This window comes from Streptomyces odontotermitis, assembly GCF_050510915.1.
Lineage (GTDB): Bacteria > Actinomycetota > Actinomycetes > Streptomycetales > Streptomycetaceae > Streptomyces.
This window is the reverse complement of sequence record NZ_JBNJLS010000009.1, coordinates 215,654-241,888: the sequence shown is the minus strand read 5'-3', so window position 1 is coordinate 241,888 and position 26,235 is coordinate 215,654. Positions and strand designations below refer to the sequence as shown.

General features: G+C 70.2%; 17 protein-coding genes. 15 read left to right on the top strand and 2 right to left on the bottom strand.

Features of this window, described 5'->3' with window-relative positions; genetic code table 11:
- Window positions 1–5 precede the first annotated feature (5 nt).
- The 12 genes from ngcE (ACQB60_RS25550) (at window position 6) to ACQB60_RS25495 (ending at window position 18,298) form a co-directional block, all read left to right on the top strand.
- Window positions 6–2,861 carry an N-acetylglucosamine/diacetylchitobiose ABC transporter substrate-binding protein gene (gene ngcE / locus ACQB60_RS25550; RefSeq protein WP_496928452.1) on the top strand — a complete coding sequence of 952 codons (2,856 nt, stop codon included), beginning with the start codon at window positions 6–8 and terminating at the stop codon, window positions 2,859–2,861.
- 422 nt (window positions 2,862–3,283) lie between these two features.
- Complete coding sequence (ngcE, locus tag ACQB60_RS25545; protein WP_496928451.1) at window positions 3,284–4,750, top strand: N-acetylglucosamine/diacetylchitobiose ABC transporter substrate-binding protein; 1,467 nt, start codon at window positions 3,284–3,286, stop codon at window positions 4,748–4,750.
- 41 nt (window positions 4,751–4,791) lie between these two features.
- A complete protein-coding gene (locus ACQB60_RS25540) occupies window positions 4,792–5,721 on the top strand; it encodes a carbohydrate ABC transporter permease (protein WP_496928450.1) in 930 nt (309 codons plus the stop codon).
- Window positions 5,722–5,734: 13 nt separating this feature from the next.
- Complete coding sequence (locus ACQB60_RS25535; RefSeq protein WP_496928449.1) at window positions 5,735–6,667, top strand: carbohydrate ABC transporter permease; 933 nt, start codon at window positions 5,735–5,737, stop codon at window positions 6,665–6,667.
- Window positions 6,668–6,873: 206 nt separating this feature from the next.
- A complete protein-coding gene (locus ACQB60_RS25530; RefSeq protein WP_496928508.1) occupies window positions 6,874–7,776 on the top strand; it encodes an RRXRR domain-containing protein in 903 nt (300 codons plus the stop codon).
- 187 nt (window positions 7,777–7,963) lie between these two features.
- Window positions 7,964–9,163, top strand: coding sequence for an ROK family transcriptional regulator (locus ACQB60_RS25525; protein WP_384844525.1), 1,200 nt, complete (start codon window positions 7,964–7,966; stop codon window positions 9,161–9,163).
- 121 nt (window positions 9,164–9,284) lie between these two features.
- A complete protein-coding gene (locus ACQB60_RS25520) occupies window positions 9,285–10,370 on the top strand; it encodes a substrate-binding domain-containing protein (RefSeq protein WP_496928448.1) in 1,086 nt (361 codons plus the stop codon).
- Between the two features lie 300 nt (window positions 10,371–10,670).
- Entirely contained in the window at window positions 10,671–11,459 is a 789-nt protein-coding gene (locus ACQB60_RS25515) for an ATP-binding cassette domain-containing protein (RefSeq protein WP_496928447.1), read from the top strand.
- 35 nt (window positions 11,460–11,494) lie between these two features.
- Window positions 11,495–12,790, top strand: a complete 1,296-nt coding sequence (locus tag ACQB60_RS25510; protein ID WP_496928507.1) for a sugar ABC transporter permease — start codon at window positions 11,495–11,497, stop codon at window positions 12,788–12,790.
- Between the two features lie 233 nt (window positions 12,791–13,023).
- Window positions 13,024–14,991, top strand: coding sequence for a 1-deoxy-D-xylulose-5-phosphate synthase (gene dxs, locus ACQB60_RS25505; RefSeq protein WP_496928446.1), 1,968 nt, complete (start codon window positions 13,024–13,026; stop codon window positions 14,989–14,991).
- A 168-nt stretch (window positions 14,992–15,159) separates the two neighbouring features.
- Window positions 15,160–16,653, top strand: coding sequence for an amino acid permease (locus ACQB60_RS25500; protein ID WP_496928445.1), 1,494 nt, complete (start codon window positions 15,160–15,162; stop codon window positions 16,651–16,653).
- 82 nt (window positions 16,654–16,735) lie between these two features.
- Window positions 16,736–18,298 (top strand): ArnT family glycosyltransferase, encoded by a 1,563-nt coding sequence (locus ACQB60_RS25495; RefSeq protein WP_496928444.1) that lies wholly within the window; start codon window positions 16,736–16,738, stop codon window positions 18,296–18,298.
- 288 nt (window positions 18,299–18,586) lie between these two features.
- On the opposite strand, the gene ACQB60_RS25490 is transcribed toward ACQB60_RS25495, so the two are convergent.
- Entirely contained in the window at window positions 18,587–18,991 is a 405-nt protein-coding gene (locus tag ACQB60_RS25490) for an NYN domain-containing protein (RefSeq protein WP_496928443.1), read from the bottom strand.
- A 146-nt stretch (window positions 18,992–19,137) separates the two neighbouring features.
- On the opposite strand from ACQB60_RS25490, the gene ACQB60_RS25485 reads away from it, so the two are divergent.
- On the top strand, window positions 19,138–20,262 hold the full coding sequence (locus ACQB60_RS25485) for a PLL family lectin (RefSeq protein WP_496928442.1): 1,125 nt from the start codon (window positions 19,138–19,140) through the stop codon (window positions 20,260–20,262).
- An 88-nt stretch (window positions 20,263–20,350) separates the two neighbouring features.
- On the opposite strand, the gene ACQB60_RS25480 is transcribed toward ACQB60_RS25485, so the two are convergent.
- A complete protein-coding gene (locus ACQB60_RS25480; protein ID WP_496928441.1) occupies window positions 20,351–21,466 on the bottom strand; it encodes an LCP family protein in 1,116 nt (371 codons plus the stop codon).
- A 187-nt stretch (window positions 21,467–21,653) separates the two neighbouring features.
- Here ACQB60_RS25480 and ACQB60_RS25475 point away from each other — a divergent pair, with 187 nt between their 5' ends.
- Window positions 21,654–23,426 (top strand): stealth family protein, encoded by a 1,773-nt coding sequence (locus ACQB60_RS25475; protein WP_496928440.1) that lies wholly within the window; start codon window positions 21,654–21,656, stop codon window positions 23,424–23,426.
- An 8-nt stretch (window positions 23,427–23,434) separates the two neighbouring features.
- Window positions 23,435–26,227, top strand: coding sequence for a CDP-glycerol:glycerophosphate glycerophosphotransferase (locus tag ACQB60_RS25470; RefSeq protein ID WP_496928439.1), 2,793 nt, complete (start codon window positions 23,435–23,437; stop codon window positions 26,225–26,227).
- Window positions 26,228–26,235: the final 8 nt, after the last annotated feature.

Here is a 26,235-nt window from a genome sequence, read left to right as displayed (position 1 = left end):
GCGCCGTGGCACGGGTGAATCCGCTGGAGGCCGGGGACCCGGCGGAGATCGGCAGCTATGAGCTCCTGGGCAGGCTCGGTGTCGGCGGCATGGGCGAGGTCTTCCTGGGCCGGGGGCCGGACGGCGGGCTCGCGGCGATCAAGGCGGCGCGCACCGAGCTGGCCGGTGACCTGGAGTTCCGGCGGCGCTTCGCGCGCGAGGTGGACGCGGCGCGGCAGGTGGACGGGCGGTTCACGGCGGCGGTCCTCGGCGCGGATCCGCGGGCCCGGCGGCCGTGGCTGGCCACGGAGTACATCCCGGGCGTCTCGGTCACGGAGGCGGTCGCGCACCGTGGCCCGCTCCCGGAGCCGTCGCTGCGTGCGCTGACGGCCGGCATCGCGGCGGCACTCGCCGCGATCCACGCGGCGGGGCTCACGCACCGGGACCTGAAGCCGTCGAACGTGCTGCTCGCCGACGACGGGCCGCGCGTCATCGACTTCGGCATCGCGCGGTCGGTGGCCCATTCGCAGATCACCCGCACCGGCCAAGTCCCGGGCACTCCGGGGTACATGGCGCCCGAGCAGCTGCGCGGCTCGGAGATCGGCTCCTTCACGGACGTGTACGCGCTGGGCGCGACGCTCGTGTACGCGGCGACGGGCGAGGGCCCGTTCGGGCACGGGGACGTATTCGCGATGATCTACCGCACGATGGAGCAGGAGGCGAACGTCGAGGGCGTCCCCGGCGCGACGCTGCGCCGCGCGGTGGCCCGCTGCCTCGCCAAGGACCCGGAGACCCGCCCGACGGTGGCGGAGCTCCAGGCGGAGTTCTCGGTTCCGGCGACGTTGCGGATGGGGGAGCCGTGGCTGCCGTCCGGGGTGAGCGCGTTGGTGGCGCAGCGGGGTGGGGATGGGGAGGGCGGGCTCGGGGCGAGGGGCGGCGGCGACGGCAGCGGGGCGGACGGCGTGGGCGCTGACGGTGTCGGTGCCGATGGCTCCGGAGGCCGTGGCTCCGGGGTTGAGGGTGCGGGAGTTGAGGGAACCGGAGCTGATGGTGCGGGAGCTGATGGTGCGGGAGTCGAGGGCATCGGCGACCGTGGCGTCGGAGCTGATGGTGCAGGAGTCGAGGGCATCGGAGCTGATCGCACGGGAGTCGAGGGCGCGGTAGCTGAGGGCTCGGGAGTCGCGAGCACCGGAGCTGATGGCGCAGGAGTTGAGGGCACAGGAGTTGAGGGCGCGGGAGTCGAGGGCGTCGGCGACCGTGGCGTCGGAGCCGAGGTGCCGCCTTCCGGTTCGTCCGGGGGCGGCCTTCCCGCTCCGGCCGACGTCCCCGCCCCGCCGCCGGCCGCGCCCGCGACGAGCGCGGAGCCCGTCCGTCCAGCCGCTCGGCACGCCGACCTCACGGTCCCTCAACCCACCGCTTCTCCAGGCGAGTTGGGGATCGTCACCGTCGTACCCGAAGAGCGCCCCCGCGTCGGGGTCTCGCGGCGTGGGCTCCTTCGGCTCTCCGCGGCCGGGGTCGCCGCCGCTGCCGCCGGTGGTGTCTACGTCGCGTTGCGCGGGAACGGCGACGACGGTGGCTCGCCCCAGGGGAAGGGGAAGGGTGACGGAGGTGGCGCGCGCAGCGGTTCGCGGGCGAGCGGGGACCCCCTGGGCGTCAGCGGGAAGGGCGCCCTCGATCTCCTTCTCTTCCAGGGCGGGTACGGGAACGACTACCTCGACGACGCGATCGGGCTGTTCAAGAAGGCGCACCCGAAGGTCGAGGTCCGCCCGCGGGGCACCAGCGACATCAAGTCCGCGGTGCAGCCCCTGCTCACGTCCGGCGACCCACCGGACCTGATCGCCAACTCGGGGACGCAGCCCCTGTCCGCCGCCGCCCTCGTCAAGAAGGGGCAACTCGCCGACCTCGGCCCGCTGTTGGACGCCCCCGCACTCGGCAGCCCGGGAAAGACCGTGCGCGACACACTCGTGCCCCAGGCCCTGGAGGCCGGCCGGGTCGCGGGAGATGGCAAGGACGGCAAGGACGGCAAGGCAGTGCACGTTCTCAACTACGTGCTGACCGTCTACGGGTTCTGGTACTCCCGCAAGGCCCTGCGCGACCTCGGCGTCGACTACCCGAAGACCTGGGCCGATTTGCTCGCCGTCTGCGAGGCCGCCAAGGACCAAGGGATGGCCGGACTCACGTATCCGGGGAAGTACCCGTACTACCTCTGGTTCGGCGTCGCCGCCTCGATCGCCAAGCGCGGCGGTCGTGACGTCCTCGCGGCGCTCGTCGAGAACCGGCCGGGCGCCTGGCGGCACACCGCCGTGCGCGAGACCTTGGAGGCGTACTACGAAATCGCCCGCAAGGGGCATGTGTGGAAGGGGTCTTACGACCTCGACCACATTGAGGCGCAGACCCAGTGGGTCAAGGGGCGGGCCCTGTTGATCCCGAACGGGAGCTGGGTGGAGGCGGAGGCGGCTCCCCAGGACAACTTCGACCTTGCCGTCGGTCCGCCGCCGTCCCTGGGTGCCGATGACGCGCTGCCCTTCGGGACGCTCGTCGTCGCGGCGGGCGAGCCCTTCCTCGTACCGAAGGCGGCCGGGAATCCGGACGGGGGCATGGAGCTGCTGCGCTTCATGCTCGGCAAGGAGGGCGCGGCGCGCTTCGCGAAGAAGCTCGGGGTGCTGCCGTGCGTGCGCGACTCCGCGGCATGGGAGCTGCCGAAGGGCGTGGCGGCCGCCCGTGACGCGTATGGGAAGGCCGGGGACAATGCGGTGCAATGGGGCGGGTTCGGGGCGGAGTTGAGGGATGCGAGTGGTGTGGCGCTCGGCGACATGATGGCGAAGCGGGCGACTCCGGCCGAGGTCGTCGACCGCATCCAGAGCGCCGCAGACGCGGTGTAGCCGGCTCGGTGTGCGGAAGGGGTGCCACCGCTCCCGGACGAAGAAGTCCGGAAAGTCCATGTGCCTGGACGCAAAAGTCCACACTGTCTCGCGCCGTCGTGCGAGAGGTTTCGACTGAAGGCCCGGCAGGTCTCAACTCGGGAAAGACTGCAGCCCAAACCTGCATTCGATCTTGCCCACCGGAGCGTGAGTGGACTATACCTGTCGGCGTCCGCACAGCCTCTCCACAGGCCGCGGAACCGGGGGTGATCGGCGCGGGATGCCTGGTCAACTGCCCTTTCTGCCAGCCGAATACAGCCCCCTTCAGTGCACAGCACCACAGCTCCATCGGTTTCAACGCACGACCCCAGCTACACCATCACCGCGGTGCCGGGGAGGATCCGGTTCACCGCCTGAGTCCTGGAGAAGGCGAGGACTTGAGCATGGGATCCACCTCTGGAACGTCGGGAACCCCCCAGACCCCCAGCACGTCCGGCAGTGCGTCCGGAATCGGCCGTCGTGACCTGATCAAGCGGGCCGCCGCCCTGGGCATCGTCGCCGTCCCCACCATGAGCGCGCTCTCCGCGTGTGCCTCCGGTGGCGGCAGCGACGACGACAAGGCGAAGAAGGGGAAGAAGACGAAGGACAACCCCTTCGGCGCCGGCAAGGGCAACGACCTTGACGTCTTCATCTTCAAGGGCGGTTACGGAGACTCGTACGCCAAGGTGTGGGAGGCGTCCTTCGAGAAGAAGTACGGCGGCGACGTCGCGCACTCCGGCGAGCAGGACGTCACCGGCAAGCTGCAGCCCCGCTTCAACAAGGGCAACCCGCCGGACGTCGTCGACGACTCGGGCTCGAAGAAGATGAAGCTGGACACCCTGTTCAAGGACGGCCAGCTCACGGACCTCACGCAGCTGCTCGACGCGCCCTCGGTCGACGACCCGTCCAAGAAGGTCCGGGACATCATGCTGCCCGGCACCATCGAGCAGGGCACCTTCGGCGGCAAGTTCCACGCGCTGTTCTACGTGTACGCGGCGTGGGGCGTCTGGTACTCCAACAAGCTCTTCAAGAAGCACGGTTGGGAGGCCCCCAAGACCTGGGACGACTTCATCGGCATCATGAAGGACGCCAAGTCCAAGGGCATCGGCGGCTTCGCCCACCAGGGCAAGTACCCGTACTACATGAACATCGTGATCATGGACCTCATCGCCAAGACCGGCGGCATGGACTCCGTGAAGAAGATCGACAACCTCGACCCCAAGGCGTTCGTGGGCAACCCGGCGGCCAAGCGTTCCATCGAGGCGGTCTACGAGATCGTGGAGAAGGGCCTGCTGATGCCGGGCACCAACTCCCTTGAGCACACCGAGGCTCAGACCAAGTGGAACGAGTACAAGGCCGTCTTCATCCCCAGCGGCTCCTGGCTGGAGAACGAGCAGGCCAAGCAGACGCCGGCGGACTTCGAGATGACGTTCCTGCCGCTGCCGCTGCTGCCCGGCAGCAAGATGAAGCTGCACGCGGTGCGTACCGGCGCCGACGAGCCGTTCATCGTCCCGTCGAAGGCGAAGAACGTGGAGGGCGGCCTGGAGTTCCTGCGCCGCATGCTCTCCAAGGAGGGCGCCACCGCCTTTGCCAAGGAGGCCAGTTCGCTCTCGGTGCTCGGCCCCGAGTACGTGGACAAGAGCGTCCAGCTGCGCCCCGGCATCAAGTCGGCCCTCGCGGCCGTCGACGCGTGCCCGGTGCCCGAGCGCTTCAACTTCCGCTACCCCGAGTGGTACAGCGAGATGGACGTCGCCATCCAGAACGCCACCGGTGAGCTGATGGCCAAGCGCATCACGCCGAAGCAGTGGCTGGAGCGCGCGCAGAAGGCGACCGACGCCGAGGCCGAGAAGAACCCGAAGAACAAGCGCTAGGACCGGAAGTTCAGGGCTGACCAGGCCAGGAGCAGGGTGTTATGCATCGCAAAAAGTACCCGTTCATAGCGGGATTTCTCGTCCTCCCCGTCGGGCTGTACCTACTGCTGGTGATCTGGCCGTACATCCAGACCATCAGCTACTCGTTCACCGACTGGAGCGGCGCCTCACAGAAGTTCAACTTCGTCGGCTTCGACAACTACAAGAACCTGGCGAAGGACGACGTCTTCCTGAAGGCGCTGGAGCACAACGCCCTGCTCCTGATCTTCGTGCCCGCGCTCACGATCCTGCTCTCGCTGTTCTTCGCCTTCATGGTGAACGTCGGCGGGCGCACCGGCGCGGGCGGTGTGCAGGGCGTGCGGGGCTCCGGTTTCTACCGGGTGATCTTCTTCTTCCCGCAGGTCCTGTCCATCGCCATCCTCGCCATCCTCTTCAAGGCGGTCTACCGGGGTGACGACTCGGGCCTGATCAACGGCAGCCTGCAGGCCGTGGGGCTCGGCGACAAGAACAACCCCACGGAGTGGCTCAACGACCCGAACACGGTCCTGTGGTGCATCACGTTCGTGATGATCTGGGCCGGGGCGGGCTTCTACATGGTGCTGTTCTCGGCGGCCATGCAGTCCATTCCCAAGGACATCTACGAGGCGGCGCTCCTGGACGGCGCGAGCCGCTTCCAGACCTTCATCCGCGTCACGCTGCCGCTGCTCTGGGAGACCATCCAGACGGCGTGGGTGTTCCTCGCGATCCTCTCGATGGACGCGTTCCTGCTGATCTCCACGCTGACGTCGCAGGACTTCGGCGGTGGCCCCGACCACCACAGCGAGGTCATCTCCACGTATCTGATGCGGAACTTCCAGACGTTCAGCAAGAGCGGATACGCCTGCTCCATGGGTGTGGTCATGCTGCTGCTCACCCTGATCGTGTCCATCGTGACGCTGCGGCTCAGCCGCCGCGACCGCATCGAGTTCTGAGGAGGCGCGAGCGATGACGGCTCCTGCGACTCAACCCCCGGTCACCAAGGCCAAGTTGCCCCGCCAGCGCGGCAGTGGCAGCCGCGGTTCCGGCGCCCCGCGCGACGCGGAAGGCAAGACGTTCAACGCCTTCTCGCACGGCTTTCTGATCCTCTGGTCGATCATGATCGTCCTGCCGCTCTTCTGGATCCTGCTCGGCAACTTCAAGACCGACTCCCAGATCAAGTCGAGCGCCTGGGCCTGGCCCACGGAGTGGACCTTCGACGCCTTCCAGCGCGGCTGGGAGAAGGGTGTCGGCGACTATCTCCTCAACACCCTGATCGTCATGGTCTTCTCGGTGCCGCTCACGATGCTGCTCGGCGCGATGGCGGCGTACGTCCTGGCGCGCTACGACTTCGTCGGAAACCGCTTCATCTACTACTTCTTCGTCGCCGGTTCGATGTTCCCGGTGTTCCTGGCCCTGGTCCCGCTCTACTTCATGGTCGACCGGCTCGGCATGCTGAATACGTATCAGGGCCTGATATTGGTCTATATCGCGTATTCCCTGCCGTTCACGGTCTTCTATCTCCATTCGTTCTTCAGAACGCTGCCGACGGCCATCCATGAGGCGGCGGTGATCGACGGGGCCTCGCACACCCGCGTCTTCTTCCAGATCATGCTGCCGATGGCCAAGCCCGGACTGATCAGCGTCGGCATCTTCAACGTCCTCGGCCAGTGGAACCAGTACATCCTGCCGCTGACCCTCATGCAGAAGCAGAGCGGCAACGACCCCGACCGCTCGATGCTCGCGCAGGGCCTGGTGAGCCTGATGAACGCGGGCAACTACGAGACGGACCTGCCCGCCCTGTACGCGGGCATGACCATCTCGATGATCCCGGTGCTCGTGGTGTACCTGTCCTTCCAGCGGCAGGTGCAGTCGGGGCTCACGGCGGCGACGATCAAGTAGGGCGTGCACCCTGCTGTGCTTCCTCAGCAGCAGGCTCTGGAATCGGTAGGGAACTTGGGCGAGGGGAGACCGCACGCACCTCACCTGTTGGCGTGCGGCGTCACCCCGAGACCGCTGCCCTGGCCGTGGTCGAGGGAGCAGATACCGCCAGTGAGGGCGGCCGCCGTGCCATCCGTTCTTCTTCCGGTGTCGGAACCGGTGCGGGGATGGTCGCAGCGATCGACAGACGTGGGTACCCACTCAAGGGGAGTGGATTCGCCGTCAGTAGTGATTCGGAGACGTTTGCCCCGGGCCAGGTTGCCCCGGGCCAGGGTGGTGCCCATCGCCGCGGTCTGTTCGCGCTGGAGCTGGTTCATCGGGGCGCGAGGATTCATGCGAGCATGCGGCGTCGAGCGAGCCGTCGGCGGCGGCGTGGTTGGCTCGCGCCGTTTCTGGCGCACCGGGTCGAGACAACCGTGGGTACCGAGCGTCGCCTGTTGAGACTGTTCCCCATCACCGAAGTACACGTGGAGTCCGTTGCGTTCGACACGCATGCGATCAGTGTCGGCAAGGAATCGCTGGAGGCAGCCGAGTATCACATCGAGCCGCGGGCGCGAGGCGATTCCGATCGGATCTCCAACTTGACGTTGGCGTGCGTCCCTTGCAATCAGACCAGAGCATCCTTGCGGGATGCGGCTGCCATGAATGCGACGCGTTGGCAACGCATCCAAGGTCTGAGGACGCTAGGGCCACCTGTCACGATGTGGTCCGGCGGACGGACCAAGTACAACCGCACTGAGCACCGACTGGCCAAGAGCCACACCTTGGACGCTCTCTGCGTGGGTGAGGTCACAGACACCACACGCATTGTCCGGCGCCCGGACACGGTCCTCGTCGCGACATCCACGGGACGCGGGAGTTGCGCCCGTACGCGAAGCGACAGGCGAGCGACGGTCCCCAAGGGGAAGTACCGAGGGACGTATCAGGGGAGGGTCTCGGTCCGGGCGTCCGGTACTCACCGCGTCTCCGTCCTCGGAGGCCATGTCGACACTTCTCACAAGAACCTGCGCCTCGTCCAGCGAGCCGACGGATACGAGTACTCCTCACGAGGAGAAGGCGCCCGGAGGTGAACCCTCCGGGCCGCCCACGTCGATCCGAGGGCAGGGGATGACGAAGGCCGGATTGCCGTCAAGGACTTGACTGAGGCATCGGCTTCGACGGAGTTTGTAGTTCACAACTTGTATGTGGCCCGGCCTGTATCGCGGCTGGCGTCAGGGGTGGCTACGTGTCGCCTTACATAGGGCAAAGGATGAGTCAATGGAGACTCCTGGGTCGCAGTCCTCGCTGCACCGGGCCAATCTGGAACGAGTCGTGCGCGCGGTACGGCTCGCCGGGTCGCTCACGCAGGCGGAGATCGCCAGGACGACGGGACTGTCCGCGGCCACCGTGTCCAACATCGTCCGGGAGCTGAAGGACGGCGGGACCGTGGAGGTCACGCCCACCTCGGCCGGGGGGCGGCGGGCCCGCAGCGTCTCGCTGAGCGGGGACGCCGGCATCGTCATCGGGGTCGACTTCGGCCACACCCATCTGCGCGTGGCCGTGGGCAACCTCGCCCACCAGGTGCTCGCCGAGGAGTCCGAGCCGCTGGACGTGGACGCCTCGGCCGCGCAGGGCTTCGACCGGGCCGAGCAGCTGGTGAGCCGTCTGATCGCGGCGACGGGCGTGGACCGGGCGAAGGTGGCGGGCATCGGGCTCGGCGTCCCCGGCCCCATCGACGTGGAGTCCGGCACCCTCGGCTCCACCTCGATCCTGCCGGGCTGGACCGGCACGAAGCCCGCAGAGGAGCTGAAGGAGCGGCTCGGCGTGCCGGTGCACGTCGACAACGACGCCAACCTCGGCGCGCTCGGCGAGCTCGTCTGGGGCAGCGGGCGGGGCGTGAAGGACCTCGCGTACATCAAGGTCGCGAGCGGTGTGGGCGCCGGACTGGTGATCAGCGGGCGGATCTACCGGGGGCCCGGCGGCACCGCGGGCGAGATCGGGCACATCACGCTCGACGAGTCGGGGCCCGTCTGCCGCTGCGGCAACCGCGGCTGCCTGGAGACCTTCACCGCGGCCCGCTACGTGCTGCCGCTGCTGCAGTCCAGCCACGGGACGGATCTGACCATGGAGCGGGTCGTCGCGCTGGCGCGCGAGGGCGACCCCGGGTGCCGTCGGGTGATCGCCGATGTGGGGCGGCATATCGGGAGTGGTGTGGCGAACCTGTGCAATCTGCTCAATCCGAGCCGGGTGGTGCTCGGCGGTGACCTCGCCGAGGCCGGTGAGCTGGTGCTGAGCCCGATCCGGGAGTCCGTCGGGCGGTACGCGATCCCGAGCGCGGCGCGCCAACTGTCCGTACTTCCCGGGGCACTTGGGGGGCGGGCCGAGGTGCTGGGGGCGCTCGCCCTCGCACTGAGCGAGATGGGCGATTCGACCCTTTTGGACGGAACGCTGCCTGCGGGAGCACCTGCCTTCACTTAGATAACGCATGGCACCGTTGTCATCTCGTTAAGGATTTACTCCTTGACGCTGCTGAGGCGGCCGAGTTGACTTCGAGCCACCTCGGCCGCAACGACGCGGCCACGTCAGGGAGGTCAGAAAAGTGAACACCCATCTGCGTCGTGCCGCGATAGCCCTGTCCGCTACCGCGATGGCCGTTTCCCTCGCCGCTTGTGGTGAGGCGGGGGGCGGGGACAAGGGCAGTGACGACAACAAGACGATCGGTCTGCTGCTCCCGGAGAGCCGGACCACGCGTTACGAGTCGTTCGACTACCCGCTGATCAAGGCGAAGGTCAAGGAGCTCTGCTCCGACTGCAAGATCAATTACAAGAACGCGTCCGAGAACGTCTCCACCCAGAAGCAGCAGTTCGACGACCTGGTCACCGCCGGGGTGAAGGTCATCGTCCTGGACCCGGTCGACTCCGGCGCCACCAAGTCCTGGGTCCAGAAGGCCAAGGACAAGGGCATCAAGGTCGTCGCCTACGACCGGCTCGCCGAGGGCCCCCTCTCCGCGTACGTCTCCTTCGACAACGAGAAGATCGGCCGCCTCCAGGGCGAGGGCGTCGTCAAGGCCCTGGGCGACAAGGCCAAGGACGGCCGGGTCGTGATGATCAACGGCAAGGCGTCGGACCCGAACGCCGCGCTCTTCAAGAAGGGCGCCCACTCCGTCCTCGACAAGAAGGTCAAGAAGGTCGTCTACGAGCAGACCGGTGAGTGGGACGCGGGCATCGCCGGCAAGGCGATGGGCACCGCCATCACCAAGCTCGGCAAGGACGGCTTCGACGCGGTCTACTCGGCCAACGACGGCATGGCGGGCGGCGTCGTCGCGGCCCTCCAGTCGGCCAAGGTCTCGGGCATCCCGGTCGGCGGCCAGGACGCCGAACTCGCGGGCATCCAGCGGATCCTGAAGGGCACTCAGACCTTCACCATCTACAAGCCGTACAAGCCCGAGGCGGACAAGACCGCCGAGGTCGCGGTGAAGCTCCTCAAGGGCGACAGCATCGACTCGCTGCTGACGACGAAGCTCGACAGCCCCAGCGACAAGGGCATCCCGTCGGCCCTGGTGCAGGCGTTCGTGGTGGACAAGAGCAACATCAAGGACACCGTGATCAAGGACGAGCTCTACAAGACGAGCGAGATCTGCAAGGGCGAGTACGCCAAGGCTTGCGCGGACGCGGGCATCAAGTAGCCCGCAGTGCCCCAAAGGGCGGCGCCCGGTGGTGAGTTGACCCGGGCCCGCCCCGCGAACCGGGCGCACGCGGAACTCGTACGGCGTCCTGGCTCCCTCCCTATTCACCCCGCTGCCGGGAGCCGGGACGCTGTACGGAGCCCGCCGAACCGGGCGAGCCGAACCACCCCGCCCGCCCACCCTCCCCCAAGCTCTCGACTTCGCTCGAGCAGGGGGGACCCCCTTCCCACACACGTCACATCCCGCCGTACGCCATCCCCGTACGGCGGTGCTCCGCCGTCCCCGCGGCGGACGAAGGAGATGGTTCACATGTCCGCCGCACCCGTGCTGGCGTTGCGCGGAGTCTCCAAGCGCTTCGGTGCCGTACAGGCGCTCACCGAGGTCGATCTGGAAGTCCACGCGGGTCAAGTGGTCGCTCTCGTGGGCGACAACGGAGCCGGAAAGTCGACCCTGGTCAAGACGATCGCCGGGGTCCACCCCATCGACGAGGGCACCATCGAGTGGGGCGGCAAGTCCGTCACCATCGCGCGCCCGCACGACGCCCAGGGACTCGGCGTCGCCACCGTCTACCAGGATCTCGCGCTCTGCGACAACCTGGACGTCGTGGCCAACCTCTTCCTCGGCCGCGAGCTCGGCCGGGCCAAGGTCCTCGACGAAGTGAAGATGGAGAAGCGGGCCAAGGAGCTCCTCGACACGCTCTCCATCCGCATCCCCAGCGTGCGCATCCCGATCGCCTCGCTCTCCGGCGGTCAGCGCCAGGTCGTGGCCATCGCCCGCGCCCTGGTCGGCGAGCCCAAGCTGGTGATCCTCGACGAGCCCACCGCGGCCCTCGGCGTCGAGCAGACCGCGCAGGTCCTCGACCTCGTGGAGCGGCTGCGCGAGCGCGGCCTCGCCGTCCTGCTGATCAGCCACAACATGGCCGACGTCAAGGCCGTCGCCGATGAGGTGGCCGTCCTGCGCCTCGGGCGCAACAACGGTGTCTTCAGCGTCAAGGACACCACCAACGAAGACATCATCGCCGCGATCACCGGAGCCACGGACAACGCCGTGACCCGGCGCAAGGCGCGCAGCACGGAGGCCGCGAAGTGAGTGAGACCGTGAACACCTCCAAGGGATCCGCGAACGTGTCGAAGGAGTCCACGAAGGACGCCGAGCCCGCCACGACCGTGGAGGCCGGGGCCGCGGCCGCCGACGCCATCCCCGCCGTCGACCCGCGCCTGCTCGTGCGCGAGCAGGGCTTCGCCGGCTACCTCACCGAGTTCAAGCGGAAGATCAAGGGCGGCGAGCTCGGGTCCATACCCGTGGTCACCGGACTGATCGTGATCTGGACGATCTTCGAGATCACCACGGGCCGCTTCCTCGACCCCGCCAACCTCAGCAACATCGCCCAGTACATCGTCGGCCCCGGCCTCATCGCCACCGGCATCGTCTTCGTGCTGCTGCTCGGCGAGATCGACCTCTCGGTCGGCTCGATCGCGGGCCTCACCTCCGCCGTCACCTCGGTCCTCGCCATCAAGCAGGGCATGAACGAGGGCCTCGCCGTGCTCATCGGCCTGGCCGCCGCCGCCGTCATCGGCTCCATCCAGGGCTTCTTCTTCGCCCGGGTCGGCGTGCCCGCCTTCGTCGTGACACTGGCAGGCTTCCTCGGCTGGAGCGGACTCCAGCTGCAGGTGCTCGGCAACACCCTGAGCCTCAACAACATCTCCGACGGCATCGTCTACAAGCTGAACAACTACTACTTCAGCGACATCGCCGCCGCGTACGGCCTCGCGACGGTCGCCGTCGCCGGGTACGCCTTCTCGCAGTGGCGCGAGCACTCCCGCCGCAAGGCCGTGGACCTGCCGCACCGCCCGATCAGCGAGCTGGCCCTGCGCACCGCCGTGGTGGCGATCCTCGCGTTCGCCGCGGCCTGGACGCTCAACCAGCAGGACGGGCTGCCGCTCGGCCTGACCGTCTTCGTCGGTGTCGTGGTCCTGGCCAGCTTCGTGCTGCGCCGCACCAACTACGGCCGCCAGGTCTTCGCGGTCGGCGGCGGTGTCGAGGCGGCCCGCCGCGCGGGCATCAACGTCGTCTGGATCCGGATCAGCGTCTTCACGATCTCCGGCTTCCTCGGCGGTCTCGGCGGCCTCTTCATCGCCTCCCAGTCCGGCGTCGCCGACTCCAACCTCGGCGGCGGCGACACCCTGATGCTGGTCATCGCGGCCGCGGTCATCGGCGGCACCAGCCTCTTCGGCGGGCGCGGCACCCCCTGGTCCGCGCTCCTCGGCATCCTCGTGATCCAGTCGATCATGACGGGCCTCTACATGGAGGGCAGCTCCAGCAAGGCGGTCCAGTCGATGATCACCGGTGCGGTGCTGCTGGCCGCGGTGGTCCTCGACTCCGTCTCCCGTAAGAGCCAGAAGGCGGCAGGCCGGGCCTGACCTGGCCTTCTGCCCCTCATCTGCCGCCCGGCACCGTTCCCCCGACGGTGCCGGGCGGTTCTCTGCGTACCGCCGAGGTACCGCCGATCGTGTGACGTGGATCCCCCGGCCCGGACGCGGCCGTCAACGGCGGAACATTAGACTCGACAGACCCGGCAATGCTCGAACAGCACGCAGCCAGTTCTCAGCGAGGCTGGCGCAGCTCTACTCAGCTCTACTGCAAGGAGGCACGGGTGCCGCTGCTGACCCGCATCACGGGACCGCGCGATCTGGACCGGTTCACCCCGGAGCAGCTGAACCAGCTGGCGGGCGAGATCCGCACCTTCCTCGTCGACGCAGTCTCCAAGACCGGCGGCCACCTCGGCCCCAACCTCGGCGTGGTCGAGCTCACCATCGCCCTGCACCGCGTCTTCGAGTCCCCCAAGGACCGGGTGCTCTGGGACACCGGCCACCAGGCGTACGTCCACAAGCTGCTCACCGGCCGCCAGGACTTCGGCAAGCTGCGCAACAAGGGCGGCATCTCCGGCTACCCCTCGCGCGCCGAGTCCGACCACGACGTGATCGAGAACTCGCACGCCTCCACCGTCCTGGGCTGGGCCGACGGCCTCGCCAAGGCCAATGAGGTGCGCCGCAAGGACGACCACGTCGTCGCCGTCATCGGCGACGGCGCGCTGACCGGCGGCATGGCCTGGGAGGCGCTGAACAACATCGCGGCCGCCAAGGACCGCCCGCTCGTCATCGTCGTCAACGACAACGAGCGCTCCTACGCCCCCACCATCGGCGGACTCGCGAACCACCTGGCGACGCTCCGCACCACGGACGGCTACGAGCGGTTCCTGGCGCGCGGCAAGGACCTCCTGGAGCGCACCCCCGTCGTCGGGAAGCCGCTCTACGAGACGCTGCACGGCGCCAAGAAGGGCCTCAAGGACTTCATCGCCCCGCAGGGCATGTTCGAGGACCTCGGCCTGAAGTACGTCGGCCCGATCGACGGCCACGACATCGAGGCCCTGGAGTCCGCCCTGCAGCGCGCCAAGCGCTTCGGCGGCCCCGTCATCGTGCACTGCCTCACCGAGAAGGGCCGCGGCTACCAGCCCGCCGAGGAGGACGAGGCCGACCACTTCCACGGCATCGGCCCCATCCACCCCGACACCGGCCTGCCGATCGCCGCGGGCGGCATGGACTGGACGTCCGTCTTCGGCGAGGAGATGGTCAAGCTCGGCCACGAGCGCGAGGACATCGTCGCGATCACCGCCGCGATGCTGCAGCCCGTCGGCCTGAAGAGGTTCGCCGAGGAGTTCCCCGACCGGGTCTACGACGTCGGCATCGCCGAGCAGCACGGCGCGGTCAGCGCGGCCGGGCTCGCCACCGGCGGCCTGCACCCGGTCTTCGCCGTGTACGCGACGTTCCTCAACCGCGCCTTCGACCAGCTCCTGATGGACGTGGCGCTGCACAAGTGCGGCGTCACCTTCGTCCTGGACCGGGCGGGCGTCACCGGCACGGACGGCGCCTCGCACAACGGCATGTGGGACATGTCGATCCTCCAGTGCGTGCCCACGCTGCGCATCGCCGCCCCGCGCGACGCCGACCAGGTCCGCCTGCAGCTGCGCGAGGCCGTCGAGGTCGACGACGCCCCGACCGTGGTCCGCTACTCCAAGGGCGCCGTCGGCCCGGCGGTCAAGGCCGTGGGCACCGTCGGCGGCATGGACGTGCTGCGCAGGCCCGACACCACCAAGCCGGACGTCCTGCTCGTCTCCGTCGGCGCGCTCGCGCCCATGTGCCTGGAGATCGCGGACCTGCTCGACAAGCAGGGCATCTCCACGACCGTCGTCGACCCGCGCTGGGTCAAGCCGGTCGACGAGGCGATGGCGCCGCTCGCCGAGCAGCACCGCGTCGTGGTCACCGTCGAGGACAACTCCCGTGCGGGCGGCGTCGGTTCGGCCGTCGCCCAGGCACTGCGGGACGCGGGCGTCGATGTGCCGCTGCGCGACTTCGGCATCCCGCCGCGCTTCCTCGACCACGCCTCGCGCAAGGAGGTCATGACCGAGATCGGCCTGACCGCCCCGGACGTCGCCCGCCAGGTGACCGGCCTGGTCGCCAAGCTCGACGGCCTCCCCCACTCTCAACTTCGTTCGAGCGGGGGGACCCCCTCCGAACGGTCCACGGCGGCCGCGGTGGACTCGGTGGAGCCCGCCCGCGACTGAGGCCGACAGGTCGACGCCGAGGTCAACCCGCCCGGCCGATGGGCCGGTCCGCGCACCCTGTACGGGTGGTCGGACCGGCCCATCCGCGTGAATAGGTCCGTGCCGGGGCATGCCGGGTACTCGTCCTCTCGATCATGTCGAGGACGAACCAGCGTGGGAGGTACGCCCGTGAGCAGCACCCTCTTCCGGACGAAGAGCGTCGAGCAGTCCATCAGGGATACCGAGGAGCCGGAGCACGCGCTCAAGAAGTCGCTGTCCGCCCTCGATCTCACGGTCTTCGGCGTCGGCGTCATCATCGGCACCGGGATCTTCGTTCTGACCGGCAAGATCGCCAAGGAGTCCGCGGGCCCGGCCGTCGCGCTCTCCTTCGTCGTCGCGGGCCTCGTGTGCGCGCTCGCGGCCCTCTGCTACGCCGAGTTCGCCTCGACGGTGCCGGTGGCCGGGTCCGCGTACACGTTCTCGTACGCGTCCCTGGGGGAGTTCCCGGCCTGGATCATCGGCTGGGACCTGATCCTGGAGCTGGCGCTCGGCTGCGCGGTGGTCGCGGTCGGCTGGTCCGGCTATCTGCGCTCGCTCCTGGAGACGGCGGGCTTCCACATGCCGCAGGCGCTGAGCGGCACCCACGACGGGAAGTTCGGCTTCGACCTGCTGGCCTGCGTCCTCGTCCTGGTCCTCACGGCCATCCTCGTCGCCGGGATGAAGCTCTCCTCGCGCGTCACGAACGTCATCGTGGCCGTGAAGGTCACCGTCGTGCTGCTCGTGATCATCGTCGGCGCCCTGTACATCACGGGCTCCAACTACGACCCGTTCATCCCGCCGTCGCAGTCCGCGGGCGCCGACAGCAACACCCTGACCGCGCCGCTCGTGCAGCTCATGTTCGGCTTCACGCCCTCGCACTTCGGCGTGATGGGCATCTTCACCGCGGCGGCCGTCGTCTTCTTCGCCTTCATCGGCTTCGACATCGTCGCCACGGCGGCCGAGGAGACCCACAACCCGCAGCGCGACGTGCCGCGCGGCATCCTCGGCTCGCTCTTCGTCTGCACGGTCCTCTACGTCGCCGTCTCGCTCGTCGTGACCGGCATGCAGAAGTACAGCGAACTCTCCACGGACGCCCCGCTCGCCGACGCCTTCAAGGCCGTCGGGCACCCCTTCTGGGCGGGCCTCATCAGCTTCGGCGCGGCCGTCGGCCTCACCTCGGTCTGCATGATCCTGCTCCTCGGCCAGACCCGGGTGTTCTTCGCGATGAGCCGCGACGGGCTGCTTCCCAAGGGCTTCTCCAAGGTCCACCCCACGTTCGGCACCCCGTACCGCTCGACGGTCCTGCTCGGCGTGATCGTGGCCGTCGTCGCGGGCTTCACCTCCATCGACGAGCTCGCCGAACTCGTCAACATCGGCACCCTGTTCGCCTTCGTCGTGGTCGCGCTCGGCGTCATCATCCTGCGCAAGCAGCGCCCCGACCTGCCGCGCTCCTTCCGCACCCCGCTGGTGCCGTACGTGCCGATCCTCTCCGTCCTCGCCTCGCTCTGGCTGATGCTGAACCTGCCCGCCGAGACGTGGCTCCGGTTCGGAGTCTGGATGGTCCTCGGGGTGGTCCTCTACTTCGTGTACGGGCGGTCGCACAGCAGGCTGCAGCGCGGCGCCGCCGAGGAGTTCGCCGAGTAGCTTTCCGTAACCGCTGACTTGATCTTCCGGCCCCGTATGTCCCGCTCTGTAGGGGACTGCGGGGCCGGATAGCGTGCACGGTATGCACGCCCCGCCCACCCAGTCACCACGCTCGGTAAGCGAGACGCGGGCCAGGGACCCGTTCCGGGTGCCGGGCCCGCGCACGGAGTACGTGCCCGGTGCGCCGGCCCCCGCGCGCTACTGGCCGCGGCTGCTGCCGGTCCTCGCCGCGCTCGCCTGCGTGACGAGGATCCCCTCCTTCCTGCGCCCGCTGTGGAACCCCGACGAGGGCTATCTCGCCGTCCAGGCGCGGATGTTGGCGGACGGCGGCGCGCTCTACGAGACGGTCGTCGACCGCAAGCCACCGCTCGTGCCCTGGCTGTACGAGGGGGCCTTCGCGCTCTTCGGGGACGCGACGCTGCTGCCCCTGAAGGTGCTCGCGGTCGCGGCGCAGCTGCTCACCGCCGTGCTCCTCGCCGCGCTCGCCAGGCGCCGCTGGGGCGACGACGCGGGCCGCACGGCGGGCGTCCTCTACCTCCTGGTGTCGGTGGGCCTCAACCCCGAGGACGCGCAGGCCGCCGGGTTCGAGGTGTTCATGCTGCCCTGCACGGCGGCCGCCATGTGGTGCGCGGACCGGCGCCGTTGGGGGGCGGCGGGGGTCGCGGTGGCGGGTGCGTTCCTGGCGAAGCAGACGGGGGGTGCGGTGCTGCTGCCGGTGGTCTGGGCGCTGTGGTGCGGGGCGCGCGGGGAGCGTGGCGGGCGCGGGAGGTGCGGGGAGCAGGGAGAGCGTGGGGCCGTGCGCCGAAGTGACGTTCTGAGACTGGGGGTTGGGGTCTGCGGCCCCGTCCTTGCCGCTGCTCTCGCCACGGACCCGTCCGGCTTTCTCTTCTGGACGGTGACCGGGTCCGGCGCGTACGCCTCCTTCACCGGCTCCGAACTCCACGTGCTGTGGCGGGGGTTGGCCAACGCGGCGCTCCTGGCCGCGGCCTGCGCGGGGATCCTGCCGCCGGTCGTACGGGTCCTGCGGGTCGCCCGGACGGGCTCCGCCGACCTGTGGCTGTGGCTGGCCGCGTCCGCCGCCGCGGTCCTGCTCGGCTTCCACTTCTTCGGCCACTACTACCTTCAACTCATGCCGCCGCTCGCCCTGTTGGGCGCCGCGGCGCTGCAGATCCTGCCGTGGGAGCGGACCGTGACGGCGGTCCTGGCGTCGGTGGTGGCGTGCGGGCTCTTCGTGGCGTGGGGGGTGCTGGCACCGCGCCCCGAGCTCGCGCACGCGGAGCGGCTCGCGGAGGTGGTGCGGGCGCGGACGGCGCCGGACGAGCGGGTGCTGTTCTGGGGGATGCACCCGGAGGCTTACTGGCTCGCGGACCGGGCGCCCGCGAGCCGCTTCCTCACGGCGGGGCTGCTCACGAACTACAGCGGGGGGCGGAACGGGCCGCAGGTGGGGGAGCGGTACGGGGTGCCGGGGGCGTGGCCGGTGTTCCGCGCGGAGCTGGCCCGGCGGGCGCCGGTGGTGATCGTCGACGACTCTCGGGGCAAGCCGTTCGCGCCTGGGCGGGTGGCGTCGCTCGGGCGGGTGCTGCGGGAGGGGTATGAGCCGGTGGGGAGGGTGGAGGGGGCGGTGGTGTACCGGAGGGTGGGGTAGGGGGCCCTGCGGGGCTTTTTCCCCAACCCCGCCCCTTCCCGAATCCGCGACTCCGTCGCCCTGGGCGGGCCTCCTGGGGCTGCGCCGCTAGACCCCCTATCGGCGCTGAACGCGCCTCGTCCTCAAACGCCGGACGGGCTGAAATACCCCCGCCGAGGCCGAGCACACTCAGCCCGTCCGGCGTTTGAGGACGAGCCCTTAGGGCGATATCGGGTGCCTCAGGGCCGACGGAGTCGGCTGATTCGGGAAGGGGCGGGACTGGGGAAAGAACCGCCGGAGGCTCAACCGTCAGCCATAAACCGTCCGCGGCCCCACACACTCCGCCCCCAACTCACCCACCCGCCGCCGCAGTTCACGGTCCGCCGTCACCACGACACACGCCCGGGGCGCCGCCCCCGCCTCCCCGGCCAGCTCCACGATCCGGTCATCCCCACTCCCCGCCGCCTCGTCCACCCGGACACCGTCGACCGCCTCCACACCCCGCGCCCGGCCCTCGACCACCAGGACAATGGACAGGGGACCGGGGTGGCCCGGCACCCCCTCCGTCGCGTACGGCACCAGCGCGTCGCGCACCCGCTCCGCCGCCGCCCGCCGGTCCCGCCACCAGCCGTCCGGGACGGAGCCCATGACATTGGCGGCGTCCACGACGAGCAGAGTGGGCAGGGCGTCGGGCAAGGGGGACAGGGGGTTCATGGGGGCAAGCCTGGCACAGAGCCCTGGTCGGTTCCGGTTTGCGGCAAACGTAGACTAATAAGCCGAAGCAAAGCGGTCCCGTACGGAGAAGAGTCCCGTACGCGCACGGACCTCGTACCCCCACGAAGAAAGGGTGACGCCGAGCCATGCCGCCGAGGTCCGCCCGTAAGCCCGAGCGGAGGACCCCGCCTCCCGGTCGTCCCCACACCTCCGACCGCCTCGCGACCGGCGCCCCCGCCACCGGCCGCTGGCTGCTGCGGGGCAAGGACGGCAGGCTCACCGCGTACGCCCGCACCCCCGGCGGGCTGCTCCGCTGGACCGAGACGCGGAGGGGCGGCCCCGAGTGGAGCGGCCCCGACTTCTTCGCGGCGCCCGACATCACGTATCTCACGCTGGCCCAAGGAGCCGACGGATACGTGCACTTCCTCGGGAGGCGGGAGCGGGTCGACGGGGAGGGCGCGAAGACCGTGGACCTCGTGCACAACGTCCAGTACCAGACCGGCCGCCCCCTCATGGACTGGCGCTCGCTCGGCAACCCCCACACCAAGCGCCTGGACCGGGCGCCCTCCCTCGGCGTGCCCTGCGCCGCCGTGGACGGAGCGGGCTCCGTGCACGTCTTCGTGCGCGACGCGGTCGGCAGCGTCCGGATGCGCCGTGAGGGCAAGGGCGGCAAGTGGGAGGCGTGGACCGACCTCAAGGGCAGCCAGTGCCTCGACGGGCTCACCGCCGTGGCCACCTCGACGGGCCGCGTCGAGCTCGTGGCGCCCGCCCGCAACGGCATGCTGCGCTGGGCCCAGGAGGAGCCGGGCGGCGCGTTCCGGCGCGCGGACGACATGGCCATGACCCCGGCGGCCGGGTGCGTCACCGCCCTGGAGACGGCGCCCGACCGCATCACGTACTTCGCGGGCGACATCATCGGCACCGGCGTCCTCGCCCACCGCCCCGGCGACGACGGTCCGACGGAGCTCGGCTCCACCCCCGACGACAACCCGGGCTCGGCCCTGCGGACGAAGATCGAGGGGCACGACTGCACCGTCCTCGCCCACCGCACCCTCGCCGGACGCCCGGTCATCGCCGCGTACCCGACGGAGGACGAGGAGGCGGGCGTGTGGTGGACCGCGACCGGTGAACCCTGCCTGGGTTCCCCGGCGTTGGCGCTCGACGGCCGCGGCCGCGTGGTGATGGCGGCGATCGGCACGGACGGGACGCTGCGGGTGGCCCGCCAGAAGGCGGAACCCGGGCTCGCGCTCGCGGCGTGGGCCCGGGTCTGACGCCGTTCCGGCTCGGAGGGTGTGACGGACTCCCGCCGCGCGAGTGACGGACTCCCGCCGCGCGAGGTAGGAACTCCCGCCGCGCGGGTTACGAACTCCCGCCGCGCGCAGGGGACTTGCGCGCCGCCTCCGGCACCGGCTGGTCCGCCCGCAGGGCGTTCCACAGCTCCGTCGCCTGCGGCTGTGCGGCCACCACGCGGTTCGGGTCCTTCTTGTCGTACTCGACCGGGAGCATCAGCGTCTGCATGGTGCTCGGGTCGAGCTTGTTGAGGCTGCGGGCGAAGTCCGCGAGGTCGGTGAGCGAGCCGAGACCGGAGTCGGTGGTCAGCGCCTTCGTCGCGGCGTTGGCGATCTTGTAGAGCTTGGCCGGGTTGCTGAGCATGCCCTGCTGCTTGATCTCGGAGAGCGCCGCCAGCATGAACTTCTGCTGGAGCCCGATGCGGCCGAGGTCGCTGCCGTCGCCGATGCCGTGCCGGGTGCGCACGAAGGCGAGGGACTCGGTGCCGTTCAGCTTGTGCGTGCCGGCGTCCAGGTGCAGCCCGCTGTCCTTGTCGTTGATGGGCTTGTCCGTGGTGATGGTCACGCCGCCGAGCGCGTCCACCAGGTCCTTGAACCCGGCGAAGTCGATCTCCACGTAGTGGTCCATGCGGATGCCCGTCATGGACTCGACTGTCTTCACGACACAGGCCGGACCGCCGCTGGTGTAAACGGAGTTGAACATCACGCGCTGGGCCTCGGGCAGCTGCTTGCCGGAGTCCGTGGTGCACTGCGGCCGGGTCACGAGGGTGTCGCGGGGGATGCTCACCGCGGTCGCCTTGGCGCGCCCCGCGGGCAGGTGGACCACCATGGCGGTGTCCGAGCGGGCGGTGCCGCCGGTGTCGCCGCCGGCCAGGCCCTTGTTGTCGCCGGAGCGGGAGTCGGAGCCGAGGACGAGGATGTCCTGCGAGCCGTTGTCGGTGTCGGCGGGGCGGTCCTTGCCGAGCGCCGCGTCGATGTCGACGCTGCTGAGGTTGCCGTTGAGGTGCTGGTACGCGACGAAGCCGAGGCCGCCGCCTACGACGATGATTCCGGCGAGCGTCCAGCACACGACTCGGCGGATCTTCCGTCCGCGGGGTTTCCTGGCCATGGGTTTCTGTCTTCTGCTTTCCGCTTTTCGTGTACCTGAAGTCGTGAGGGCTCCAGGAACGTGATCAAGGGAAGTCATACGACTCCCCGTTCAATTCGACGGTGTCGCGGCGCAATGCGTTCTGGGACGAAAGTCCCGACTATCTGTCCAAAAGTCCTCAGTGATCATGAAATCGCCGGTTTAGGCTTCTCATCGAATTCTTAAAAGCAGAGGCACGGACGGGGAAGGCAGTGCGCAGGCCGTGACGGTGACGCAGCCATCGACCATGAGCGTGGTGACCCGGGCAGAGGGTTCCCGTCTGGTGCGGACGTACCGTCGCGTCGCCCCCGTGGCGCTGCGCCGGTTCATCGCGGCGGCCGTACAGCCCGAGACCCGCAACCGCATGCTGCTGCGCATGGCCGCCGTCCGCTCCGGGGTCGGCCGCGAGGCCGCCTGCCGCGCGCTCCTGGGGCTGCGCGAGCGGCGCTGGGCCCGGGGCACCTGGACCGCGGTGCGCGCCGCCGGGCAGGTCCGGGTGGCGCGCGTCGACCCGGCGGCCACGCCCCTTTCCGTACGGCAGTACAACGGCGACCTCGCCCGGCGCGCGCTCGGCGCCGCGGGCGTCGAGTTCTTCACCGTCCGCGGCTCCTCGCCGTCCCGCACCGTCCTCGGCGTCTCCGCCGAGCACCGCGGCCGGGTCCTGAAGGCCCTCGCCGAGCTGGCCCGCAAGCTGCCCGGCTACGCCCGCGTCATCGACGAACTCACCGGCTCGGCACGGCCGTTGCTGCCCCTGGGGCGCGCGGCGTCCGCCAAGCGGTTCCGGGACGCCGGGGTGGTGCGCCTCGTCTGGTACGTCACCACGAGCCGGGGCGGACCGGTCTTCGGCGACGCGTTCGGCTGCGAGATCGAGTTCTGGGAGGTGCGCCGCGACGAGCTGGCCGCGCCCCGCCGCAACACCGTCACCCAGCGCCTGCCCCGCCACGACGCCACCGTCATCGTGCCCGGCGAGCTGTTCTGCCCGCTCGCCTCGGTGCACCGGCCCGTGCTGCCGCAGGAGCCGACGCGCGCCCAGTTCGCCGCGTACTTCGTCGACGACGTGCTCTTCCCCATCGACGTCGTCTACACCTGGGTCGACGGCGACGACGCCCAGTGGCGGGCGCGCAGGGACGCGACGCTCGCGCAGGTCTCGGGCGCGCGCGAGGTCAACGCGCACGCCGCCAGCGACGCCCGCTACGAGAACCGCGACGAGCTGCGCTACTCGCTGCGCTCCCTCGACATGTACGCGCCCTGGGTGCGCCGGGTGTTCCTGGTCACCGACCGCCAGGTGCCCGACTGGCTCGACCTGTCGAACCCGCGGGTCACCGTCGTCGACCACACCGAGATCTTCGGCGACCCCGGCTGTCTGCCGACCTTCAACTCGCACGCCATCGAGAGCCAGCTGCACCGCATACCGGGCCTCAGCGAGCACTTCCTCTACATGAACGACGACGTGTTCCTGGGCGCGGCGCTGACCCCGCAGACCTTCTTCCACGCCAACGGCGTCGCCAAGTTCTTCCGCTCGCCCTCGCTGGTCGACATGGGCACCCCGAGCGTCGCGGACTCCCCGGTGGTCGCCGCGGGCAAGAACAACCGGCAGCTGATCGCCGAGTCCTTCGGCCGGGTCCTCACCCAGAAGATGAAGCACACCCCGCACCCGCTGCGCCGCAGCGTCCTGCAGGAGCTGGAGGACCGCTACCCGGGCGCGCACGCCGAGACCGCGAGCCACCGCTTCCGCCACCCCGGCGACGTCTCGGTGACCTCGTCCCTGCACCAGTACTACGGCTACTTCGCGGGCCACTGCGTCCCGGGCGAACTCGACTACGCCTACGCCGACCTGGCGCACCGCAACACCCCGCGGCGGCTCACCAGCATGCTCGCCCGCCGCGACAAGGACGTCTTCTGCCTGAACGACACCGGCACGGAGTCCGGGGCAGGACGCGCGCGCCGGGAGCAGCAGACGGCGATGCTGCGGCAGTTCCTCGAGGGCTACTTCCCCGTCCCCAGCTCGTTCGAGAAGTGACACAGCCCATGTCCGTGCCCCTCTCCGCCGCCGGGCCGTCCCCTTACCGGGTGACGCTCGTCGTGCCCGTGCACGACGTCGAGCCGTACCTCCAGGAGTGCCTGGACTCGCTCGCGGCGCAGACGATGTTCGGCCGCATCCAGGTGTTCCTGGTCGACAACGGCAGCCGGGACCGCTCGTACAAGATCTGCCAGGAGTTCGCCGCGTCCCGCGCGAACGTCGAGGTCCTCTACCGGCGCGGCGGCGGTGCGGGCGCGGCGCGCAACGCGGGCCTGGAGCGGGCCACCGCCCCCTACGTGACCTTCTGCGACGCCGACGACGTGCTGCCGCCGGGGGCGGTCGAGCGGATGTGGAAGGCGGCCGTCGAGACGCGGGCGCAGGTCGTCGTCGGCGCCATGGAGACGTTCCCGAAGAGGACCAACTGGGCCTGGCGCGCGTACTTCGGGCACGGCGACCGCACCGTCACCGACCTCGCCGAGCTGCCCGAGCTGGTGCACAGCGCGAGCGCCTGCAACAAGCTCTTCGCCCTCGACCACGTCCGCGCCCACCGCATCGCCTTCGCCGAGGACACCCACTTCGAGGACGCGTACTTCGCGGTGCCCGCGCTGCTCCTCGCCGACCGTCTCACCCTCGTCGACGCCTGCGTCTACCGCTACCGCAAGCGCGCCGCCGCCGACTCCACGATGGACTCCCTGTGGACGCGCCCGCGCAACTACCACGACCACCTGGCCCTGGAGGAGTATCTGCGGCGCATGCGGCCGCGGCTGCCCGCCCACCGGCAGGAGGTCCTCGACCGCTTCCTGGTCCGCAGCTACCAGGGCTTCGCGCTGCGCGCGCCCGGCCTCTTCGGCGAGGCGGAGCTGCGCGAGCTCTTCGCGCGCTGCCGGGCGGTGTACGCGGGCGTGGACCCGGCGACGATCGTGGCGAGCACCGCCGACAGTAGGCACCGCGTGGCCTATCTCGCCTTCCTCGCCGGCGACTTCACGCTCTTCGCCGACCCGCAGGCGGCCCTGTGCGGCCCGCGCGCCGAGGGCGGCCGCCTCTACCTCCAGACCGTCCGCGAGATGCCGGAGGCGCTGCGCCCGCTCGCCGAACTCTCCGCTCTGGAAGCCCACTTGGAGTGCGTACGGCGGGTCAAGGGCACCGGCGACATCGAGCTCGCGGGCCGCTTCGAGCTGCCCGGCCTCCCCGTCACCGCCGAGCTGCCGGGCCGCCTGTCCGTACGCGTACGGGGCTGCCGCCTCACCGTGCCCGCCCGCCAGGTGCGCCGCCGTGACCTCGCCGCGCGCCGCGCCGACCTGGAGTGGGCGGGCTTCACGGCACGCGTGCCCCTCGACGCGCTGCGCCCCGGCGCCCACGACGTGCGGCTCGTGCTCGACCTCGACGGCGGCCAGGCGGACGGCGGCCACGGCGGCCGGGTGAGCGCCGAGTGCCGGGTGGACGCCGGATTCCTGCGCGGCGCCCGCGCCCTGTCCGACGGCCGCACCCGGGTCCTGCCGCACTGGCGCGGCGGCAACCGGGCGGTCCTCGTGACGGTCGCCGAGGGCACGCTGCCCCGGCGGCTGCGGTCCTGGCGCATGCTGCTCGCCAAGGACGCCAAGCAGGCCGTGCGACGCCGCTCCTTCTGGCGGGCCCGCCTCGTCCGCCTCGCCACGCTGCCGCTGTTCGCGCGCCGCGACATCTGGCTGTTCGGCGAGCGGCCCGACACCGCGCAGGACAACAGCTGGCACCTGTTCCGGCACGTCCGCGCCGTCGAGCGCCGCCGCGGCGCCTACTACGTGATCCGCGCGGACAGCCCCGACCGGGCCCGCCTCAAGGGGCTCGGGCACGTCGTCGCGCACAGCTCCTGGAAGCACAAGCTCCTGATGCTGCACGCCACGGTCCTCGTCAACGCGTACGACATCGACGCCTACATGCTCCCCGACGGCTGGGACCGCACCTCGTACCTGAAACACCTCAACTGGCGGGTGGGGGCACGGCGGGTGTTCCTGCAGCACGGGGTCACCGACAAGGACGTCAGCCGCGGCCTGCACCGCAACCGCACCGGCCTCGACCTGGTGCTCGCGGCCGGCGACCGCGAGGCCCGCTATCTGAGCGAGCACCTCGCCTACCGGGACGAGGTGAAGGTCCTCGGCTTCCCGCGCTTCGACGCGCTGCGCCGCGAGCCGGGCCACCGGACGGTCCTGTTCATGCCGACCTGGCGCGCCTATCTGACCGCGCCCTCCTACCAGCGGCCCGGGGAGCGCGCCGCGTCGGCGGCGGCCGCCCGGGAGAGCTTCGCCTCCTCCACGTACCGGGAGTTCCTCATCCGCCTCCTGCACGACGCGCGGCTGCGCGCGGCGCTGCGCCTGCACGACTACGTCCTGGAGTTCCTGCCGCACTACGAGATGCGGGACACCGCCCGCGACGTGCTGCCCGCCGACGACCGCGTGGTCCTGCTCGACCAGCGCGAGACCGGGGTGCAGGACGCGCTGCGCCGCTGCGACCTGTTCGTCACCGACTGGTCGTCCACCGCCTTCGACGTCGCCTACCTCGGCACGCCGCTGGTGCACGCCCAGTTCGACCCCGACGAGTACGGGGCGGGCCACTACCGCAAGGGCTGGTTCGACGCGCGCAGGGACGGCTTCGGACCCGTGTGCGCCACGGTCGACGAGGTGGTCGACGAGCTCGTCCGCTACCTGGAGAACGGCTGCGTGCGCGAGCCCGAGTACACCCGCCGCGCCCAGGAGTTCTTCGCCTTCCAGGACCGAGACAACTGCTCCCGGGCAGCCGCCGCCATCGCCGAACTCGCCCACACCTGAGCCGCCCT

Bases quoted from the DNA above. Each gene is read 5' to 3' on its own strand.
- ACQB60_RS25495 (WP_496928444.1), top strand. From the start codon at position 16,736: ATGCACGCCCCGCCCACCCAGTCACCACGCTCGGTAAGCGAGACGCGG.
- ACQB60_RS25480 (WP_496928441.1), bottom strand. From the start codon at position 21,466: ATGACTTCCCTTGATCACGTTCCTGGAGCCCTCACGACTTCAGGTACA.
- ACQB60_RS25485 (WP_496928442.1), top strand. From the start codon at position 19,138: ATGCCGCCGAGGTCCGCCCGTAAGCCCGAGCGGAGGACCCCGCCTCCC.
- ACQB60_RS25530 (WP_496928508.1), top strand. From the start codon at position 6,874: ATGGTCGCAGCGATCGACAGACGTGGGTACCCACTCAAGGGGAGTGGA.
- ACQB60_RS25535 (WP_496928449.1), top strand. From the start codon at position 5,735: ATGACGGCTCCTGCGACTCAACCCCCGGTCACCAAGGCCAAGTTGCCC.
- ngcE (WP_496928451.1), top strand. From the start codon at position 3,284: ATGGGATCCACCTCTGGAACGTCGGGAACCCCCCAGACCCCCAGCACG.
- ACQB60_RS25470 (WP_496928439.1), top strand. From the start codon at position 23,435: ATGTCCGTGCCCCTCTCCGCCGCCGGGCCGTCCCCTTACCGGGTGACG.
- ACQB60_RS25525 (WP_384844525.1), top strand. From the start codon at position 7,964: ATGGAGACTCCTGGGTCGCAGTCCTCGCTGCACCGGGCCAATCTGGAA.
- ACQB60_RS25475 (WP_496928440.1), top strand. From the start codon at position 21,654: ATGAGCGTGGTGACCCGGGCAGAGGGTTCCCGTCTGGTGCGGACGTAC.
- ACQB60_RS25540 (WP_496928450.1), top strand. From the start codon at position 4,792: ATGCATCGCAAAAAGTACCCGTTCATAGCGGGATTTCTCGTCCTCCCC.
- ACQB60_RS25515 (WP_496928447.1), top strand. From the start codon at position 10,671: ATGGTTCACATGTCCGCCGCACCCGTGCTGGCGTTGCGCGGAGTCTCC.
- ACQB60_RS25490 (WP_496928443.1), bottom strand. From the start codon at position 18,991: ATGAACCCCCTGTCCCCCTTGCCCGACGCCCTGCCCACTCTGCTCGTC.